At 44.0% G+C, this 17,871-nt stretch carries 20 protein-coding genes; 10 read left to right on the top strand and 10 right to left on the bottom strand.

The features are described 5' to 3' along the window. Both B3V56_RS13640 and B3V56_RS13635 read left to right on the top strand, forming a co-directional pair. A partial coding sequence (locus tag B3V56_RS13640; protein WP_289284417.1) for a pyruvate carboxylase subunit B occupies positions 1 to 1,437 on the top strand: 1,437 nt, incomplete at its 5' end. A gap of 12 nt (positions 1,438 to 1,449) precedes the next feature. Continuing rightward, on the top strand, positions 1,450 to 2,583 hold the full coding sequence (locus B3V56_RS13635) for a sodium ion-translocating decarboxylase subunit beta (protein WP_286304487.1): 1,134 nt from the start codon (positions 1,450 to 1,452) through the stop codon (positions 2,581 to 2,583). 36 nt (positions 2,584 to 2,619) lie between these two features. Here the strand turns inward: B3V56_RS13635 and B3V56_RS13630 are convergent, their stop codons facing one another. After that, on the bottom strand, positions 2,620 to 2,928 hold the full coding sequence (locus B3V56_RS13630) for a hypothetical protein (protein WP_289282316.1): 309 nt from the start codon (positions 2,926 to 2,928) through the stop codon (positions 2,620 to 2,622). A gap of 163 nt (positions 2,929 to 3,091) precedes the next feature. Here B3V56_RS13630 and B3V56_RS13625 point away from each other — a divergent pair, with 163 nt between their 5' ends. The 4 genes from B3V56_RS13625 to B3V56_RS13610 all read left to right on the top strand — a co-directional run bounded on the left by B3V56_RS13625 (position 3,092) and on the right by B3V56_RS13610 (position 5,100). Next, on the top strand, positions 3,092 to 3,310 hold the full coding sequence (locus B3V56_RS13625) for an RNA-binding S4 domain-containing protein (protein WP_286304485.1): 219 nt from the start codon (positions 3,092 to 3,094) through the stop codon (positions 3,308 to 3,310). 75 nt (positions 3,311 to 3,385) lie between these two features. Then, positions 3,386 to 4,066 (top strand): SAM-dependent methyltransferase, encoded by a 681-nt coding sequence (locus tag B3V56_RS13620; protein ID WP_286304484.1) that lies wholly within the window; start codon positions 3,386 to 3,388, stop codon positions 4,064 to 4,066. A gap of 24 nt (positions 4,067 to 4,090) precedes the next feature. Further along, on the top strand, positions 4,091 to 4,777 hold the full coding sequence (locus B3V56_RS13615; RefSeq protein WP_286304483.1) for a type 1 glutamine amidotransferase domain-containing protein: 687 nt from the start codon (positions 4,091 to 4,093) through the stop codon (positions 4,775 to 4,777). A gap of 41 nt (positions 4,778 to 4,818) precedes the next feature. Next, positions 4,819 to 5,100: a peptidylprolyl isomerase gene (locus B3V56_RS13610; protein ID WP_286304482.1), complete on the top strand. Its 282-nt coding sequence runs from the start codon at positions 4,819 to 4,821 to the stop codon at positions 5,098 to 5,100. A 53-nt stretch (positions 5,101 to 5,153) separates the two neighbouring features. Here B3V56_RS13610 and B3V56_RS13605 read toward each other — a convergent pair whose 3' ends face one another. From B3V56_RS13605 to B3V56_RS13565, 9 genes are all read right to left on the bottom strand, one after another. Further along, positions 5,154 to 5,444 carry a hypothetical protein gene (locus B3V56_RS13605; RefSeq protein ID WP_289282315.1) on the bottom strand — a complete coding sequence of 97 codons (291 nt, stop codon included), beginning with the start codon at positions 5,442 to 5,444 and terminating at the stop codon, positions 5,154 to 5,156. A gap of 185 nt (positions 5,445 to 5,629) precedes the next feature. Then, the gene (gene dinG, locus B3V56_RS13600) at positions 5,630 to 7,717 is read right to left on the bottom strand and encodes an ATP-dependent DNA helicase DinG (protein ID WP_289282314.1); all 2,088 of its coding nucleotides are present in this window, start codon (positions 7,715 to 7,717) and stop codon (positions 5,630 to 5,632) included. Continuing rightward, complete coding sequence (locus B3V56_RS13595; protein ID WP_289282313.1) at positions 7,714 to 8,712, bottom strand: 2-hydroxyacid dehydrogenase; 999 nt, start codon at positions 8,710 to 8,712, stop codon at positions 7,714 to 7,716. The genes dinG and B3V56_RS13595 overlap by 4 nt, the downstream gene beginning before the upstream one ends. Positions 8,713 to 8,739: 27 nt before the next feature. After that, a complete protein-coding gene (gene recJ, locus B3V56_RS13590; RefSeq protein ID WP_289284416.1) occupies positions 8,740 to 10,494 on the bottom strand; it encodes a single-stranded-DNA-specific exonuclease RecJ in 1,755 nt (584 codons plus the stop codon). Next, positions 10,491 to 11,423 (bottom strand): hypothetical protein, encoded by a 933-nt coding sequence (locus B3V56_RS13585; RefSeq protein ID WP_289282310.1) that lies wholly within the window; start codon positions 11,421 to 11,423, stop codon positions 10,491 to 10,493. Before B3V56_RS13585 ends, recJ begins: the two co-directional genes overlap by 4 nt. Continuing rightward, the gene (gene hda, locus B3V56_RS13580; protein ID WP_289284415.1) at positions 11,416 to 12,120 is read right to left on the bottom strand and encodes a DnaA regulatory inactivator Hda; all 705 of its coding nucleotides are present in this window, start codon (positions 12,118 to 12,120) and stop codon (positions 11,416 to 11,418) included. The genes B3V56_RS13585 and hda overlap by 8 nt, the downstream gene beginning before the upstream one ends. 15 nt (positions 12,121 to 12,135) lie before the next feature. Continuing rightward, entirely contained in the window at positions 12,136 to 13,206 is a 1,071-nt protein-coding gene (locus tag B3V56_RS13575) for an AI-2E family transporter (RefSeq protein WP_289284414.1), read from the bottom strand. Next, complete coding sequence (locus B3V56_RS13570) at positions 13,182 to 13,736, bottom strand: CDP-alcohol phosphatidyltransferase family protein (RefSeq protein WP_289282306.1); 555 nt, start codon at positions 13,734 to 13,736, stop codon at positions 13,182 to 13,184. Before B3V56_RS13570 ends, B3V56_RS13575 begins: the two co-directional genes overlap by 25 nt. Continuing rightward, the gene (locus B3V56_RS13565; protein WP_289282305.1) at positions 13,733 to 14,794 is read right to left on the bottom strand and encodes a DUF2066 domain-containing protein; all 1,062 of its coding nucleotides are present in this window, start codon (positions 14,792 to 14,794) and stop codon (positions 13,733 to 13,735) included. The genes B3V56_RS13570 and B3V56_RS13565 overlap by 4 nt, the downstream gene beginning before the upstream one ends. 59 nt (positions 14,795 to 14,853) lie before the next feature. Between B3V56_RS13565 and purM the strand changes: the two genes are divergently transcribed. From purM to B3V56_RS13545, 4 genes are read left to right on the top strand one after another with little or no spacing between them, the layout of a single operon-like run. After that, positions 14,854 to 15,909 (top strand): phosphoribosylformylglycinamidine cyclo-ligase, encoded by a 1,056-nt coding sequence (gene purM, locus B3V56_RS13560; protein ID WP_289284413.1) that lies wholly within the window; start codon positions 14,854 to 14,856, stop codon positions 15,907 to 15,909. Between the two features lie 2 nt (positions 15,910 to 15,911). After that, complete coding sequence (gene purN / locus B3V56_RS13555; RefSeq protein ID WP_289282303.1) at positions 15,912 to 16,505, top strand: phosphoribosylglycinamide formyltransferase; 594 nt, start codon at positions 15,912 to 15,914, stop codon at positions 16,503 to 16,505. 2 nt (positions 16,506 to 16,507) lie between these two features. Continuing rightward, entirely contained in the window at positions 16,508 to 17,272 is a 765-nt protein-coding gene (locus B3V56_RS13550; RefSeq protein ID WP_289284412.1) for a DUF3108 domain-containing protein, read from the top strand. Continuing rightward, positions 17,265 to 17,870, top strand: a complete 606-nt coding sequence (locus tag B3V56_RS13545; RefSeq protein ID WP_289282301.1) for an NUDIX domain-containing protein — start codon at positions 17,265 to 17,267, stop codon at positions 17,868 to 17,870. Before B3V56_RS13550 ends, B3V56_RS13545 begins: the two co-directional genes overlap by 8 nt. Position 17,871 lies beyond the last annotated feature (1 nt).

Below are 17,871 nucleotides of genomic sequence, written 5' to 3'. Positions count from 1 at the left end.
GACGTGTTCCGCGTGTTTGATGCGATGAACGATCCGCGTAACCTGGAAACAGCCATCAAAGCTGTGCTGGAAAATGACCGTCATGCTCAAGGTACTATCGCTTACACCATCAGTCCGGTTCATGATCTAAATTTGTGGTTAGACATGGCTAAACGTATTGAAGACATGGGTGCCCACTCTTTATGTATTAAAGATATGGCTGGTTTGCTTAAGCCTTATGTGGCTTATGAATTAGTTCAAAGCCTTAAGCAAACGATTGATATCCCAATTCATATGCAGTCTCACGCCACTACTGGCTTATCAACCGCCACAATTATGAAGTGTGTGGAAGCCGGTATCGATAATGTTGATTCGGCTATTTCATCGATGTCTATGACCTACGGTCACTCGGCAACAGAATCTGTGGTGTCCATTTTTGAGGATACGGATCGCGATACGGGTCTTAATATCGAACTCCTTGAAGAAGTCGCCGCCTACTTCCGTGATGTGAGAAAAAAATACGCCCAGTTCGAAGGTTCATTACGTGGTGTAGATTCACGTATTTTGGTTGCACAGGTGCCTGGCGGTATGCTGACGAATATGGAAAGTCAGCTGCGTGAGCAAAATGCGTTAGATAAAATGGATGCAGTTTTAAAAGAAATTCCACGTGTTCGTGAAGACTTAGGCTTTATTCCTCTAGTCACGCCTACCTCACAAATTGTCGGTACACAGGCCGTTATCAATGTGCTGACTGGCGAACGATACAAGACCATTGCGGCAGAAACCGCCGGCATTTTGAAAGGTGAATATGGTGCAGCGCCAGCGGCATTCAATAAAGAGCTTCAAGATCGCGTTCTGGAAGGCGCCGAGCCTATCAGTTGTCGTCCTGCTGATCTCATTGAAGCAGAGATGGAAAAACTCACCACCGAACTCCTTGCTGTCGCCGATGAAGAACAAATTAACCTGGCAGAAGGCGAACATCAAGTCGATGATGTTTTAACGTATGCCCTGTTTCCACAAATTGGTCTTAAATTTCTTAAAAACCGTCACAACCCAGATGCATTTGAACCTGTTCCTGTTATCGATAACACACCATCAGCCAATCGTTCTGCAAGTCAGGAACAAGAAACTTATACCATTAAAGTCAATGGTCAGAGTTACGTCGTTCAAGTGAATGAAGGTGGTGATATCAGTCATGTTGAATCCTCATCACCCGCGCCAGCTCAGAGTACACCGGCAGGTGAAGGTGACCCCGTTGAAGCGCCGTTGTCAGGCAATATCTGGAAAATTGAAGTCAGCGTCGGTCAACAAGTCAACGAAGGTGACACCCTGTTAATTCTCGAAGCGATGAAAATGGAAACACAAATTGTGGCTTCCAAGTCTGGGACGGTGTCGTCCATTTTTGTTAAACAAGGTGATTCCGTCAAAGTCGGTGATCAGCTGGCCACTATCGCTTAATTGGGGGATCTTATGGATAAACTACTTCATCTCTGGCAAGTAACAGGTTTTAACCAAATGACACCAGGCCAAGGTGTCATGATTCTTATTGGTATGTTGCTGCTGTATCTGGCCATCAAGAAAAACTTCGAGCCGTTATTACTGGTACCTATTGGTTTTGGTGGTGTGTTAGCCAATATTCCAGGTGCTGGTTTGGCAGAAGCCAATGGTATTTTGCATATTTTCTACAGTGTCGGTATTGAAAGTGGTGCCTTCCCACTCATTATATTTATGGGTGTCGGTGCCATGACGGACTTTGGTCCATTGCTTGCCAACCCCAAAACGCTGTTTCTTGGAGCTGCCGCTCAGTTTGGTATTTTTGCGACATTGATGGGCGCTGTTGTTTTAGCTCATTATGGTATTTTTGACTTTAGTCTGGCTGACGCAGCAGCGATTGGTATTATCGGTGGTGCAGATGGACCAACATCTATTTATGTGGCGAGTAAGCTTGCCCCAGACTTATTGGGTGCTATTGCTGTAGCGTCATATTCATACATGGCATTAGTGCCATTAATTCAACCTCCTATCATGCGTGCGCTGACTAGCGAATCAGAGCGCAAAATAAAAATGGTACAACAGCGTCACGTTTCACAACGTGAGAAAATCGTCTTCCCATTGTTATTACTGATTCTTGTCGCCTTTTTACTACCCGATGCAGCGCCATTACTCGGTATGTTCTGTTTTGGTAACTTAATGAAAGAATGTGCGGTAGTGGATCGTTTAAGTAATACGACTCAAAACTCGCTGATTAATACAGTCACCATCTTTTTAGGATTAGCTGTAGGCTCAAAATTAAGTGCTGATAAATTCCTGGATTTACAAACTCTAGGGATTTTGGTTCTGGGTATGGGCGCATTTGCTATTGGTACGGCATCAGGTGTCATCATGGCTAAAGTGTTAAACAAGCTGATTAAAGAACCTATCAACCCACTGATTGGTTCGGCAGGTGTTTCTGCTGTACCTATGGCAGCTCGTGTATCGAATAAGCTTGGCTTGGAATCTGATCCGCATAACTTTTTGTTAATGCACGCGATGGGACCGAACGTTGCCGGTGTCATCGGCTCAGCCGTGGCTGCGGGTATTCTGATTAATTACGTTGGTGCATAAAAGACTAATAGACACCTTATCTCTTTGATAAGGTGTCTATTCTTCATCGATGATTCTGGCATTAGCGACTTTATTGGCTATACCGCTGATCGCACAACGGTAATCAGAAATGGTCGACTTGGCTCTAACTTCGGCCAACCAATGCCCTTTTTCTACATATCCTTCTTCCAAACCGCTCAACTTGAGATGATATTCATCAGCAACTTCCATCAGTCTTACATCCGTCATGCCTGGTTTGATTTCACGGCAGAAATTATCAATATGCTCCGTCTCCCATATATAAAAGATGGGATAAATGATCACCCCAATCACCAAAATTTGTATTAGATTTACCAGTAATTTCATTCACAAACACTCCGTGTTAACTCAGCCAATATATAAGTATCTGAGTTAATAGTGCGCGACTTAATTCACAGTACGAGATAAATTAGTGGTGTTGACTTCACAAATCGTTATCACCCTGTCATAGATACCCTTTATGATGGGTATTTTTTGAGAGAAGCGACCTATGTCCCAGACAATCGAAGTAGAGCTGACCAGCTCACCCGTAGAGTTATATAAAGTGCTTAAGTTTGAAGGTATTGCAGCCAGTGGTGCTGAGGCCAAGCTATTCATAGAACAAGGCCTCGTTTCTGTGAATGGTGAATTAGAAACACGCAAGCGCAGAAAAATTATCCCAGGTGATGAAATCGATTTTGAAGATATCACCTTAGTCATTACTGAATAACCATTTATTATTAAATAATTTTTCATAGTGGTCATTACGCTACTTGAGAATCACTACCTATACTTACAATCTTATATGCAACTGAATACGACCGTGCCCTGGGGACGAAGTCTGCAGGAATATCAAGACATGTTTCTACTTCGCGAAAGTGAGTTGCAATCGTCTATATTGGCGTGTGCTGATGGACCAGCCAGTTTTAATACTGAAGCAAGAAAACAAGGGGCAAAGGTCACGTCTGTGGATCCCCTCTATCAGTTTACTGCTGAGGAGATTAAAACACGTATTAATGTGGTGGCAGAGGAAGTTATCGGTCAGGTAAAAGCACATCAAGATGATTTTTTCTGGACAGCTTTCGCTAATCCCGAGGCCTTGTATCAGCAGAGAATGCGATCGATGCAACTGTTTTTAGATGACTATGCCATGCCAGCATCATCTCCCTTTTACATTTCTGCTCAACTACCAGAATTACCTTTTGCAAATAAGCAGTTCGACTTGGCGCTATGCTCACATTTTTTGTTTTTATATAGTGAACATTTCGATGCTCAATTTCATCTCGATTCGATGCATGAACTTTGTCGAGTTGCGAGCCAAGTCAGAGTCTACCCTCTTGTTGGGTTGGACAATACACCCTCACCTCATCTAGGCTTAATAGTAAAAGAATTAAGTCGACAAGGGCACGAGGTAAAACAACAGACAGTCGACTACCAGTTTCAAAAAGGCGCCACACAAATGTTAGTGGTCAATACAGCCCCATAAGACAACATACAAAAAGGGAGACACATGCGAATTTTAATGATTTTGACATCTCACGATACCTTAGGTGATACAGGTAAAAAAACCGGTTTCTGGTTAGAGGAGTTTGCCTCTCCGTATTATGTATTCAAAGATGCTGGCGTTGACATCACGCTTGCCAGCCCAAAGGGTGGCCAGCCCCCACTGGATCCCAAAAGTGACGATCCAGACGCACAAACAGAATCAACAACACGCTTCAAGCAAGACAAAGAAGCTCAAGCAGCACTTGCCAATACTCTGGTCTTAGAGAGTGTTCAGGCAGACGATTATGATGCGGTGTTTTATCCAGGAGGCCATGGTCCTTTATGGGATCTGACTGTCTCTGAGAAATCGATTGAACTCATTCAGCAATTCATCTTTCAAGATAAACCAGTGGCCGCAGTCTGCCATGCACCAGCCGTGTTACTCAATGTAAAAACACTCACCGAAGAACCATTGGTTAAAAACCTGTCAGTCACTGGGTTTTCAAATTCAGAAGAAGATGCTGTGGGCCTTTCCGATGTTGTTCCATTTTTACTTGAGGATGAATTAAAAGACGCTGGTGGCTACTATCATAAAGCTGATGACTGGGCTCCGTTCTGCTGTGAGGATGGTTTATTAATCACTGGACAAAACCCACAATCATCAGAAGTCACAGCTCAAGCCTTACTGAGTCGCCTCCGTAAATTTGCCTAAACTGATATAATGCGGCCTTTATCACAAATTAGAGAGATAACATGGCAAAAGCAACAGCAAGACATATCCTGGTTGATAGTGAAGAAATCTGTTTAGAACTTAAACGTGAAATCGAACAAGGTGCCGATTTTGCTGATATTGCTAAAGAACACTCTTCATGCCCTTCTGGTCGTTCAGGTGGAGACTTAGGGGAATTTGGTCCCGGAATGATGGTGCCTGAGTTTGATAAAGTGGTTTTTTCTGCTCCAGTCAAAACTGTACAAGGCCCTGTAAAAACACAGTTTGGTTATCACTTATTAGAAGTCACCAGCCGTACTGAATAAGGCATAAAAAAACCCGGCTTTCGCCGGGTTTTTTATTTCAATCTGAAACGTGCTTATGATTGACGAGCGTGCGTCTGTAAATAAGCATCACTGACAGGGTTGAACTGTTGCTTGCGCAGCAGTGATTTTTGGCTATCCAACTGCTCTTTGAAACTTAAAACAACAGGCTGTTTTTTTGCTTGTATTTGCATGTAACGGTCAGAGAAAAAGTTGAAAGCATGTGGGCGTAACTGTGTTTTTTGTAACTGTAATTGCTCAGAAAATGTTCTGCTTTCAATATCAGCAAATGCAGGCGCTACGACAAGGCTCAATGCAGTTAAAGCAGCAAGAGTTGTTTTTTTCATTTCAGATTCCTTCCTCAGGTTAAATAAAATTCAGTTGTTCTAGGACTATCTAGCTTAGGAAATAGAATAGAATAATGAGGATGAAATAGATGCAGCAGAACCTCCCATTCGCCATGACAGAAAATCCTTTTGATTTAGGAAGCGCTTCCTGCTCGACGGGAAGATATGACCTGCAGGATTAGCAATTAAGACTGTTCAAGTTGATAATCGGGTAGATGTGCCAGCAGTTTTTTACCATAACCTTTTGTTAATAAACGTTTATCAAGAATAGTAATTCTTCCCGAATCGGTTTCCTTTCTCAGTAACCTGCCACATGCCTGAATGAGTTTTACGCTCACGGCTGGCAATGACAGCGCAGTGAAAGGCTGCCCCCCTTTACGGATTATCCACTCTTGTTTCGCCTGTTCTATAGGTCTGGTAAATACAGGAAATGGCAGTTTAGTAATAATCACATGCGTGCATAAATGACCGGGGAGATCCACACCTTCTGCAAACCGATCCAAACCAAAAATAATACTGCCTTTCCCTGATTCGATCTGACGAATATGCCGATGCACCATATTTTTAGGTGACAAACTATCGCCCTGCACCATAGTTATGGCTGTAATTGCTGCTGGACATTGTCTGTATACCGCCTCCATGACCAGTTTTGAGGTAAACAGCACCAGAGTTGCCTCTTTTGTATCAATAATATCGGTCAGTTTTGTAACGACTTCCTGTTGCCATTGCTGCTGTTGTTCATTTGGCTGAAAGCGCATATCAGGAATATGCAGGATCGCTTGTTTTTGATAGTTGAACGGCGATGGCACGGCGAGAAAATGCTGTTCATCAAAGCGATGCAAACCGCAGTCAAGTCTAAAACGGTGGAACAAGCCCATACCCCGTAAAGTCGCCGAGGTCAGCACCACACCATAGGAACGTGACCATAAACTTCGATCAAGAAAGTAGGCAGCGGTCATCGGGCCAGCATGGATGACCAAGGTTTGCTGCTTAGAAAACGATTCCACCGAAAGCCAACGCACATTAGGCGGGCGGTCCTCCTGATCTGGCTCGAGAAATAAAGCCATAAAATCAATCAGGTAACCGAATATATTCTGGACGGTGCCCACTTGTGGCAATAAGGCCTCACCCACTTTATTGGATAATTGTGTTTTTTCCAGTCCCTCTTTGATCCATTTTGCTAATACCGAGTAATGTTTGTATATGGAATTGGCTCGCTGCAATACCCCCTGACACGGGATTAATAAGGCATTCACCAAGGGACTATTCCAGAAAATACGCGGCTCACTGATATGCTTTTCTAATAAATCCTGCACGACGCCATCACTGTGCAAAATCGTCTCAATCTGTTGCAGATGGCTGATGACTGCCGGTAAGTCCCGTCGTAATTCTGACAGCATATAACCAAAATCATGTTGTCGATAAGCTAAAGCGGATGGAATTTTTTTCAGCACACTGTCTGCTGTTTCAGTAGTTTGATAAAGCTGAATAAAATTTAATGCTTTGGCGGCATGATCCAACGCTTTTCGTGGCAAGTTATGGGCTTCATCAAATACAAACAGGATTTCTTCCGGATTTGGCAATACCAGTCCGCCCCCCAGATCGGCATCGCTTAAAATTAAATCATGGTTTGCCACGATAACCTGAGCAGCCGTCATTTCACGACGTAATTTATAGTAGGGACACCGCATATAAAAGGAACAGCTTTTTCCGGCACAGCCTTCTGAGTCTGTCGATATCTGCTGCCACAGTTCTGCATCAATTTTATCGCGACGGCTATCTCGATCGCCATCCCAGCTTTCCTGCTCCCACTCGCTCATCAACTGTTTCGCCTGGGCGAGATGAAGCACCTGCTGATACTTTTCATCTACATCGATATTGAGGGATTGTTGTTCAGGAGTCGTAGCGGTTTGACTTAATTTACTCGGACAGACGTAACGACGACGCCCTTTTACCTGAACAAAGCGTATAGGTTCTTCCAGCGCGGCAGAGAAGCGCGGTAAATCCTTTTGAATAAGCTGTTGTTGTAAGTTAACTGTCGCCGTACTAATCACCAGCGTTTTCTTTTGTAGCAATGCGGTTTGAATCGTGCCCGTCAGATAAGCAAGAGTTTTACCCACGCCAGTCGGTGCCTCGACGACAGCAATTCGCTTTTGTGGTGGTTTTAACATGGCCTGAGCAATAAACTCGCTCATTTGTACCTGTTGTGGACGCGCCTTAAAATCAGGCATCGTCGTTTCGATGCGCTCGAATAGTGTTGTTACTGCCGTCACACGCCTACTCTATTTTGTAAACGTTCACCGTTGAGATAAGCCAACACATTCGTCACTGTCGTTTCGGCAATATGTTGAACGGCTTCCTGCGTGAAATAACCTTGATGACCCGTCACTAACACGTTTGGAAAGGTTAACAAGCGTTGAAACAAATCATCTTGAATAATATCGAGTGAATGGTCTTCAAAAAACAAGCTACCTTCTTGTTCATACACATCAATACCAAGATAGCCAATTTGTTGAGATTTCAGCCCATCTAACACAGCCCGTGTATCCATTAACGCACCGCGACTGGTGTTAATTAACATAACACCCGCTTTCATATTGGCAATGCTGTCATGATTAATCATGTAACGAGTGTCACTGGTTAACGGACAATGCAGGCTGATAATATCTGATTGTTTCACAAGTGTCGTTAAATCCGACGTTTGAATGCCTTGTTTAATACAGTGTTGCGAATTAATAGGTTCATAAACCATCACCTCACAACCAAATGCCCGCATCCTCTCTGCGACTAATAAACCGATTTTGCCACCGCCAACGATCCCAACTTTTTTCTGGTAAAAATCAAAGCCGAGCAAACCATCCAGAGAGAAATTACCATCACGCACACGGTTATAGGCACGAGGAATTTTCCGGCTCAATGACAGCATCAGTGCAATAGTATGTTCAGCAACTGCATAGGGTGAGTAGGCCGGAACGTTGACCACACTCAACCCTAATTCTTTAGCAGCTCTGAGATCGACCTGATTATAACCAGCACAGCGCAAAGCAATCAGTCGTGTGCCACCTGACGCTAAGATATGAAGGGTTTCCCGGCTTAAATCATCATTCACAAAGGCACTGACAATCTCATAACCTTGTGCCATCACCGCGGTTGATGGATTGAGTGTGACTTCATGACAGATAAACTCAATCGTAGGCACAGTCGCTTTTAATAAAAAGCGTTCATCGTATGACTTGGCACTAAACACAGCAATTTGATGAGTGGACATGGCTTATCTACCTAATATGACTGATGGTCAGTTATGTGTATCTGTATTCGCTGGCATTAATTCATCAACCAGGAACTGCAAGGATTTTTGGCCACGAAATTCGTTCACAGCTATTTTATAACGGACTAATACTAAACTGTTTTCAGCTAACCAGCTCGGTTTATCCTGACCAAATGCCATGGCATTGATTTGACTGTTCCCATTCATCTCAAGTTGCAATCTTAGATGGTTCTGCTGCTGCCCTACCAGACGAAAATGACTTACTTTAAACACGCCATGAAACCTGGGCTCTTCGAATCCCTGTCCCCATGGTGCGGCTTCTGTTAATAGCTCAGCAAAAGATAATTGGCAGTCTGCTTCACTTAGTTCACCATCTGAAGGTAACTGCTGCAAATATGTCTCGGATGACACCATTTCATTGAGTGCAGATTCAAAAGCCTGATTAAACTGGGCTAAATCCCCTTTCTTTATTGTTAAACCTGCTGCCATGGCATGCCCACCAAAGCGCTCTAACAGTTCAGGATATTTTGCTGCTACACGAGCTAGGACATCTCGAATATGTATGCCAGGAATAGAACGAGCCGATCCTTTGACTTCATCGTCATTCCCAGGCGCGAAAGCAATCACCGGACGATAGGTTTTTTCTTTAATGCGAGAGGCTAAGAGACCAATCACGCCTTGATGCCAGTCTTCATCAAATAAGCAATAGCCGGTCCTTAAGGTATTTTCTTCAATATCAATCTGTTCCAGCATCTTCAATGCATCTACTTGCATTGTTTGCTCAACAGCGCGCCTTTCCAGATTAATACTGTCCAGCTGTGTGGCGATATTCAGTGCCTGCTGAACATCCTCTGTCAGCAATAAATTAATGCCGAGGCCCATATCTTCCATACGTCCAGCCGCGTTCAATCTGGGCGCTATACTAAATCCTAAATCTGAAGAGACCAGTTTTTCTCTTTCACGGCCGGCGATTTGAATCAATGCTTGTATTCCTGTACAGCCTCTCCCCCGCCGAATCCGCTGCAATCCATGATTGACCAAGGTGCGATTTAATTTATCCAGTGGGACCACATCCGCAACTGTCCCCAAGGCGACAAGATCGAGCCAATCCCCCACTTTGGGTTCAGGCACAGACGCCTGTTCAAACCAGCCTATTGTTCGTAAATGCTGCCTTAGTCCTAGTAACACATAGAAACAGACACCCACACCAGCCAGGTTTTTATAAGGGAATGGATCATCTGCTTGATTAGGATTCACAATGGCATCGGCTTCCGGTAATGTCTCACCGGCAAGATGATGATCAGTCACCAACACTTTCATGCCACGTTGATGCGCCGCTTTTACCCCTGATATGGATGCGATGCCATTATCGACAGTGACAAGTAAGTCAGGCTGTTCCAGCGCTGGAATATCATCAAGTAAAGCCGGCGTCAGCCCGTAACCATGGATAAAGCGATTAGGGACGATATAATGAATCTGTTTCAACCCCATTGACTGTAAACCACGTATCGCCAAAGCACAGCTAGTGGCACCGTCACTATCAAAGTCAGCCACAATCGTGACTTTCCATTGTTCTTTTAACGCCGTTGCTAATAATTCAACCGCCGCCTGCATACCAAGCAGTTGTTCTGGCCTAGGTAAGTCAGCCAGTTCAAAATATAACTGCTTCACATCAGTAATCCCGCGTGCGGCCATGATTTTTCGCAAACTGTCTGGCCATGTCTCAGGGAGCTTTTCCCAGCCATCATGAGACCGCTTAACAATGTCAGGCAATACACTCATAACCAGATTTTCCAGACAGATGCAGCGGTTAACTGGTAATGTCCCCAGCCCGGAATAATGATATTGATGCTATCGAGTTGAAAACGTTTCAATGCTTTATAGATAGGTGTAAACCAATTTTTATCAAGTGCTTCCAATTGCGAAGCCCAATCTTTATCTGAATCAAAGTTCACGAGATGAAGCGCCTGATTTGCCTGAATATTAGAAAAATCATGAATATCATCTCGCCATGTCGAACCACTATGGTCACTTAAAGACGCCAGTATTTCATCCTGACCAGACACATGTGACCAAGCCTGCCACTCAGTAGGCATGGCACCCTTCCCCCAGAACCAGACACTATTGACCGGCACTTTGCCTTCAGCTTCTCTAGTTTGATTCACCGGACAATCAAATAGCGCCATCTGAATCTCATTCCATAAACGGATCCATAAACCCGCATCAGCACCACGAGGTAAAAACTCAACCACCGCATGATGGTCCACCCTATCAAGCCCCATAAATTCAACATCTGGATTGATAGGCATCGTCAGTAACCATTGATTGGGGGAATGCATAGTCAGAGACCCACCTAAATCATCAAAGAGATATGCAATAGTATCAATAAGTTGCTCAGCTTCAGTTGGCTTAAGCGTTAAGCCTCGATGAAATAATAACAGCTGATCTCTATCGGCCTGCAAATAACATGGATCTACACAGAGACTGAACGCTGTTCCGCCTCTTAAGCTAGCCATTGGAAAGTCATCACAACGCATTGTTTCTTTTGAAAACAATGCTATTAAGCGCTGCATCAATTTATCTTCAGACGCGATAAATTGGCCTCTTTTTATCAGTTTTCTTAACGACTGGGGTAAAAGAGATTGATTTAATGGATTGGCGACAATGGCCGAGAATTCAGTAAGAATTAACGTCAGTGTTTGCCTAGCCATTCGCCAAAACTTGTCGAATAAATGGAATAGTCAGCTTCCGTTTTGCTTGTAATGATGCTTTATCTAACTCTTGTAAAACCGCCATAAGAGCGGGCATATCACGCCCATAATGACGCAGTAAATATTGGGCAACATCCGTTGTCAGCATTAACCCACGAGATTGTGCCTGTAAAATAAGCGCCTGCTGTTTTTGTTCATCTGTCATCATTACCAGTTGATACACAAGCCCTGTCGCTAATCTCGAACGCAAATCCGGTAAGTGAATTGAACTATTCGCTGGCGTCTGTTGTGCAGACACTAACAAATGCCCTTTCGCATCATGTAATCGATTAAAACAATGGAAAACCGCCTCTTCCCACTCAGGCAAACCAGCGATAGCATCAACATCATCCAAGCAGAGTAGATCAGCCTGCTCAATAGCCTGCAAGGCAGCAGGCTCTGCCGTCTTTACCAGCTCAGATAGGGACAGATATATCACCCTTTTTCCCATTTGCTGAACGGACTCAGCACAAGCAATCAAAAGATGCGTTTTTCCCGTACCACTTTCACCGGCCAGGTATAAGAAATCCAGCTCTTCTAGCTGACAAAACGTCTGCAAGGCATGTTTGGTTTCTTGTTTGGCAAACAAGAAGTTATCTAGCCTGTAAATCTCCTGTGGAGACAAGCGTAGCGTTAATTGTGTTTCAGCTAATGACATAAACTCGACTAAGACTTAGGAATATAAATGGCTATCAATATAGCGTTGATGTGCATAGCGTAATAACACCATCGCCACAGCTGCTGCGGGTAAAGCGAGTAAGACACCGGTAAAACCAAACAACTGACCACCGGCCAACACAGCAAAGATCACAGCCACAGGATGCAAACCGATACGTTCACCAACAAATCGTGGGGTCAGCACCATGCCCTCTATCGCCTGTGCAACAGCAAACACAATAGCCACTTGCAATACTGGTAACCATTCACCAAATTGAAAAAATGCGGCCAAACCCGCCAATAAAATTCCGACAATCAGCCCTAGATATGGCACGAAGCTCACCAGACCGGCAATCACACCAAGCAATAAAGCTAACTCCAAACCGATGAGAGTAAGACCCAGCGTGTATATCACCGCAAGTGAAAACATCACCATAAGTTGGCCGCGCATAAAGCCAGCTAACATATCATCACATTGTACTGACATCTCAATAAAGGTCTCAGCATAACGTCGTGGTAGTAACTCTCTGAACCTAGCTACTAAAATGTCCCAGTCACGTAAGAGATAAAAAGTGAGCACAGGAATTAGTACTAAATTACCCAGCCACTGAACCAACACCATACCGGAGCGAGTCATGTAGCTAAAAATACCTCCCGCGACCTGCCCAACTTCAGACCAATATTGACTGAGCGCCTGCTTCACCGTTTGGAAATTGAATACATCGGTAGGTAAGCCCACAGAGTTCAACCATGGTTCGATGAGTCTTTGCGTCTGAGTTAAATAATCAGGCAGGTTAGTAAACAATTTTGCTATCTGAGCACTTAATAGAGGCAGCATCACCAATAGCATTAAGGCCACGACAATAAAAATAGCAGCAAACACCAGGCTGACAGACATGGTTCTGGATAATTTCCAACTTTCTAATTTATCTACCAGGGGATCCCCCAGATAGGCAAAAAGTGTCGCAATAAAAAAGGGCATCAACACAGGAGAAAGTTCAAAGAGTAACCAGCCTGCGATAACGAACAACACCACTAACAAAAATTTGTTGGCATCACTCATTAATGGTTTGCTTTCTGCTTCCATGCCTTATTTCCCCAGGTAAGAATATATTCAAGACCGCTAAAAATCACACTCACTACCACGGCCCACACGCCAATGCTGATAAGAAGTGTTAGTTCAGCAAACCACTGTTGCGAAATAATGACCAATAACACCAATATGATTTGCAAAGCGGTATTGATCTTACTGCTCCACACGGGCAGCAATTCAAACTCACCGATGAAGTAGTGATATGCCAAGCCACCAGAAACGATAATCACGTCACGAGCCAACACCAACCATAACAGCCACAATGGCAGCAGATCCATCCAGGCTAATGTGGCAAAGCTTGCCACTAAAAGGAGTTTGTCCGCTATTGGGTCTAAAATAGAACCTAATCGAGACTGCCAGTGAAAATGTTTTGCCAGAAACCCATCAATACCATCTGAAATACCCGCAACAGCAGATAAAATCAGTGCCAGCGCAAAACGTTCATCTACCAGTGCCCATACCACTGGAATCACCAGTAAAATTCGTAATATTGATATCAGATTAGGAATGTCACGTAAGCTCAAGGGGTTAACCGATAATATTTTTTATCTGTCATGGCCTGCTCTGCTGACGTCAACTCAGTTAACAATCCTCCAACAGACAAGATGCGGTTCAATACGTCTAGATCACCACTGTAACGGATATCTAAGTCGAGAATATTGTCGCCAAGATTGTTAACACGAATATTTTCTATGCTATCGATTTGATTCAGGTAGGCCATCACTTTTGAAAAGTCACCGTAATTATTTACCTCATCAATCTGCATGGAGAAGGTGTTACCTGTATCAGTAGGCAAACTATGTTGGGCATATTCTGTCGCCAGTGTATCCACCAACACACCCAAGCCTTTACTAATTGAAGCATCCACTAAACCTTCAGAGCTCCAGCGTTGAGACGACTCATCAGTACCCGATTGCCAGGTGATTTTTGCAGTATCGTTACTGACCGACATATTGATAATCAGAATTTCATCCGCTCTGTAACGTTCAGAGGCGGCTCGAATTGCCTCGTCATTCATAGACGAGATGTCCTCAACGCTCAGAGCAGATTGATCCTGCAAATCCATCAATGGCATAAGAATGGGCAATCCACGCGCTTGTGCTGCCTGTTGTAAAGATTTGAAGATAAACTGTGGAATATTTTCTAAACCCTGTAAGGTTTGCTCACCCTCAATATCGGTGGCCAACCATACCAGTACGTCAGGTCTGACTTTCCCCCAGCGTTGCAAACCGAGCTTTTGAATAACATCATTAACGGCATTTTTATCAAAACTCAATCGCAATGAAAGCTGATCCGGCTGAGTTAAATCCGCTGCTTCAATATTGTTGCGTATGTATTCATAGCGTTCTACGAGTTGCTGTGCATTGGCCAATACGGGAGCAATATTAGCTTCGCTAACTTTGGATTGATTTCCGACGACTTTGATGAGGACTTGCTTGAGTAATTCCGGTGCGAGTTCGTCGCGTTCCTTTTGTTGTTGCGTGGAGACAGGAGCGGTTGCCTGATAAAGATCATCCACCTCAGCAGCATGGCTACTGAAACTGAAAAACAACAAAATAAGGGCATAAAATAATCGGTGCATTGTGGTATTCTAACACGCTGTTTTAAGCATGTGATGCACAACATTTTCAGGAATACATTATGACCGACAGTGTGGACTCTTCTCGCACCTCTCTTAGTTATCGTGATGCTGGCGTTGATATCGAAGCTGGTAACGCCTTAGTCGATCGCATTAAACCCCACGCAGCAAAAACCCGTCGACCTGGCGTCATGGCAGGTTTAGGTGGTTTCGGCAGTCTTTTTGAACTACCCGTCGATAAATACAAACAGCCTGTTTTAGTTTCCGGTACGGATGGTGTCGGCACTAAATTACGCTTGGCGATTGAGTCTGGTATCCACAACACCATCGGTATCGACTTAGTCGCTATGTGTGTCAACGATATCGCTGTATTAGGTGCCGAGCCTTTATTCTTCCTCGATTATTATGCCACCGGCAAACTGGACGTAGACATAGCTGAATCTGTCGTATCAGGCATAGCAGAAGGCTGTCTGCAAGCGGGTGCAGCCTTAGTAGGTGGTGAAACCGCCGAAATGCCAAGCATGTATGAAGAAGGTGATTATGATCTTGCGGGTTTCTGTGTAGGTGTAGTGGAAAAAGAAGCGGTCATAGATGGCTCAAAAGTGGCCGCTGGTGATAAGTTAATAGGTCTTGCTGCATCAGGCCCTCATTCAAATGGTTACTCACTCATCCGTAAAATTCTTGAACGTAGCGGTCAATCATTAAAAACTGAATTTGATGGTGCTACTTTGGGGGAGAAGTTATTGGCCCCTACCAAAATCTACGTTAAATCACTTTTACAGCTTAACGAGAATGTCAGTATTCATGCTTTATCACACATCACTGGTGGCGGCCTGCTGGAGAATATTCCACGTGTTCTCCCTGAAGGTGTGAAAGCCGTCATTGACTCTGGCAGCTGGCAACGTCCTGCTGTATTTGATTGGCTTCAAGACAATGGCAATGTCACTGATAAAGAAATGTATCGCACATTTAACAACGGGATAGGTATGGTAATCGTGGTTGCAGAGAATGATGTATCTGAAGCTTTAGCCGTACTGAATAGTGCTGGCGAACAAGCAAATTTAATCGGTCAAATTGAAACAGCCAATGCGGCTGACGAAATAGTCGATATCCAATAACGATGATGAGCAACGAAAACAAAACGCGGCTGGTGATTTTAATCTCAGGCCGCGGTAGCAATATGCGCTCGATAATTGAAGCCATTGATGCTCAACAGATCGATGCGACCGTCAGTGCCGTCATCAGCAACCGTCCTGATGCTGCGGGGCTTGACTATGCTAAAGCCCAGTCTATCACCACGGCAGTGGTCGATCATAAAACATTTTCTGACAGAGACAGTTTTGATAAAGCTTTAGCTGAGCGGATTGATGACTATAAACCTGACTTTGTCATTTTAGCTGGGTTTATGCGTATTCTCACCTCAGGATTTGTTAAACACTATCGCAATAAATTGATTAATATTCACCCCTCCCTGCTACCTAAGTTCAAAGGACTCAATACACATCAGCGTGCTATTGATGCTGGCGAAAAAGAACATGGCGCCAGTGTTCATTTCGTTACAGCTGAACTGGACGATGGGCCCGTGATTATGCAGGCAAAAGTGAATATCCTGGCTGATGATTCTGCTGAAAGTCTTGCCGCAAGAGTGCTCGAGCAGGAACATCAGCTCTATCCTGCTGCCATACAAAAACTGGTGAAGTCTAAACAGGATTAATCATGCGTAAATTGTTCAGTGTTTTTTTGCTGCTCATTGCCTCAGAAGTGTCTTTGGCAGCAGATATTCCTGACTTTTCAGCTAATTACGCCGTTAAATTAAATGGGATTCAAGCAGGTGAATTAAAGCGTACCCTTGAAACCGATCAGACGGGTCTCAGACACTTTACTTCTATCTCCCAGGCCAAAGGCGTATTTTCCTTCTTCAAACCGGACATTATTGAAGAAACCAGTTTGTGGAGATTAAAAAACAACGTGGTACAACCACAGTTTTATCGCTACCTTCGAACAGGTGGTAAAAAAGAAAAACGGCTGGAAATGAAATTTAACTGGCTGGATATGACAGCCCAGATTGATGATAGAAAACATCCGTGGCAATTGGATATCGAACCCAATACGCTTGATAAACTGGTCTACCAAATCAGCTTGATGCGCGATTTAATCAAACATAAAGGTGATCAAATTACTTATCGTATTGCTGATGGTGGCAAACTAAAAACCTATCAAATACGCATATTGGGTGAGGAACGCATCAAAACCCCCATGGGTGAAATTGATGCCGTAAAGCTCACGCGCCATCGTGACAAGGACAATAAACGTGAAACCACACTCTGGTGTGCCCCTTCCCTTGCATATTTACCTGTAAAACTTGAACACATAGAAGATGGGACAACTTTTACTGCTGTCCTTCGCCGACTCAAGGGCATGGACTATGAGCAGGCATTTATCCATTACAACAACACATCCACAATAGACTCACATGACTAAAAAGTCGTTTAAAGTACTCAATCAGAAAACCGTATACAAAGGCTTTTTTAGCGTAAAGAAATACACACTCCAGCATACGCTTTATCATGGTGGTTGGAGCCAGGTTGTTGATCGAGAAGTTTTCCATCGTGGCGACTGTGTTGCAGTGCTGCTTTATGATCCTTATCGTGATGAAGTGGTGATTATTGAACAGTTCCGCGCCGGAGCCATTCTGACAAAACAGCAGGAAGAAGCCTGGTTACTTGAGATTGTCGCTGGTGCAGTTGAAGAGAATGAAACACCAGAAGACGTCGCTATCCGAGAAGCTCAGGAAGAAGCTGGCTGTGAAGTGATGGAGCTGATGAAAATTAATGCTTTCTATACCTCTCCCGGTGGTACATCTGAATGTCTGACCTTATTCTGTGGAAAAGTAGACACCTCTGAGGTGGGTGGCGTTCATGGTCTTGCCGAAGAGGATGAGGATATTGCGGTTAACGTTGTGAAATTCGAGGAGGCTTATAAGCTGGTTGAAACTGGCCGTATTCAGTCTGCGATACCTATCATCGCTATTCAATGGTTAAAAATTCATCGTGAATCACTGCGGAAACAATGGACCTGAT

This window comes from Methylophaga sp. UBA2513 (assembly GCF_002341285.1).
Taxonomy (GTDB): Bacteria; Pseudomonadota; Gammaproteobacteria; order Nitrosococcales; family Methylophagaceae; genus Methylophaga; species Methylophaga marina.
This window is presented reverse-complemented; position numbering and strand designations above follow the sequence as displayed.

Excerpts from the sequence above, each read along its gene's own strand:
- B3V56_RS13635 (WP_286304487.1), top strand. The coding sequence starts at position 1,450 with ATGGATAAACTACTTCATCTCTGGCAAGTAACAGGTTTTAACCAAATG.
- B3V56_RS13630 (WP_289282316.1), bottom strand. The coding sequence starts at position 2,928 with ATGAAATTACTGGTAAATCTAATACAAATTTTGGTGATTGGGGTGATC.
- B3V56_RS13625 (WP_286304485.1), top strand. The coding sequence starts at position 3,092 with ATGTCCCAGACAATCGAAGTAGAGCTGACCAGCTCACCCGTAGAGTTA.
- B3V56_RS13620 (WP_286304484.1), top strand. The coding sequence starts at position 3,386 with ATGCAACTGAATACGACCGTGCCCTGGGGACGAAGTCTGCAGGAATAT.
- B3V56_RS13615 (WP_286304483.1), top strand. The coding sequence starts at position 4,091 with ATGCGAATTTTAATGATTTTGACATCTCACGATACCTTAGGTGATACA.
- B3V56_RS13610 (WP_286304482.1), top strand. The coding sequence starts at position 4,819 with ATGGCAAAAGCAACAGCAAGACATATCCTGGTTGATAGTGAAGAAATC.
- B3V56_RS13605 (WP_289282315.1), bottom strand. The coding sequence starts at position 5,444 with ATGAAAAAAACAACTCTTGCTGCTTTAACTGCATTGAGCCTTGTCGTA.
- B3V56_RS13595 (WP_289282313.1), bottom strand. The coding sequence starts at position 8,712 with ATGTCCACTCATCAAATTGCTGTGTTTAGTGCCAAGTCATACGATGAA.
- recJ (WP_289284416.1), bottom strand. The coding sequence starts at position 10,494 with ATGAGTGTATTGCCTGACATTGTTAAGCGGTCTCATGATGGCTGGGAA.
- B3V56_RS13585 (WP_289282310.1), bottom strand. The coding sequence starts at position 11,423 with ATGGCTAGGCAAACACTGACGTTAATTCTTACTGAATTCTCGGCCATT.
- hda (WP_289284415.1), bottom strand. The coding sequence starts at position 12,120 with ATGTCATTAGCTGAAACACAATTAACGCTACGCTTGTCTCCACAGGAG.
- B3V56_RS13575 (WP_289284414.1), bottom strand. The coding sequence starts at position 13,206 with ATGGAAGCAGAAAGCAAACCATTAATGAGTGATGCCAACAAATTTTTG.
- B3V56_RS13565 (WP_289282305.1), bottom strand. The coding sequence starts at position 14,794 with ATGCACCGATTATTTTATGCCCTTATTTTGTTGTTTTTCAGTTTCAGT.
- purM (WP_289284413.1), top strand. The coding sequence starts at position 14,854 with ATGACCGACAGTGTGGACTCTTCTCGCACCTCTCTTAGTTATCGTGAT.
- purN (WP_289282303.1), top strand. The coding sequence starts at position 15,912 with ATGATGAGCAACGAAAACAAAACGCGGCTGGTGATTTTAATCTCAGGC.
- B3V56_RS13550 (WP_289284412.1), top strand. The coding sequence starts at position 16,508 with ATGCGTAAATTGTTCAGTGTTTTTTTGCTGCTCATTGCCTCAGAAGTG.
- B3V56_RS13545 (WP_289282301.1), top strand. The coding sequence starts at position 17,265 with ATGACTAAAAAGTCGTTTAAAGTACTCAATCAGAAAACCGTATACAAA.